The following is a 706-nucleotide window of genomic DNA, read 5'->3' on the forward strand; positions in this document are numbered from 1 at the left end:
CGCCGATTGTAAAATTAAGCTAGACAACTGAAAAAGCCATTCGTGGTACACTCAAAATGTATTTTCCGACCAAAGAAAAACAGAGGAGTGACCACGAATGACCTACACCCATCTTACCACGGATGAACTGGTGATGATAGAATCCTACCACCGCCAAAATACACCTGTGGCGATCATCGCTAAGCTCATGAACCGTTCCAGGCAGCCGATCTACAAGGTCATCAACTTCCTGAAATTGGGCCATACCGCCACCGACTTCTACACCCAATACAAGAAAAACAAGAAACGCTGCGGCCGCCGAAAAACGGTCTTGCCGCAGAAACAAGTGGCCTATATTCAGGACAAGGTGGCTCAGGGCTAGACGCCCGATGTCATTGTCGGCCGGGCTGAAACGGCCATCGATTGTTCCGCGCGCACGCTCTATCGCCTGTTCAAGAATCGGGTCTTTGATGCCGCTACACTTCCGATGAAAGGGAAGCGGAAACCCAATGGCCACCAGGAACGCCGGGGAAAGCAGGCGTTCAAACGGCATATCTCCGAACGGGAAGCCGATTACCCGTCGTTCAAAAAAGAGTTCGGACACATCGAAGGCGACACCATTGTGGGCGCCCGCCACAAAAGTGCGGTGATTACGCTGGTCGAAAGGCTGACGAAAGTTATCATCGCCTTGAAGCCTGCAGGACGCAAGGCATGCCATATTGAAACC

General features: G+C 51.8%; 1 pseudogene. It reads left to right on the forward strand.

Going from position 1 to position 706, the window contains the following annotated elements:
- Positions 1–97: 97 nt before the first annotated feature.
- Positions 98–706: pseudogene (locus tag ACFQ1X_RS15390) on the forward strand (IS30 family transposase); the annotation flags it as partial.

Source organism: Metaplanococcus flavidus, from assembly GCF_042675885.1.
Lineage (GTDB): Bacteria > Bacillota > Bacilli > Bacillales_A > Planococcaceae > Planococcus > Planococcus flavidus.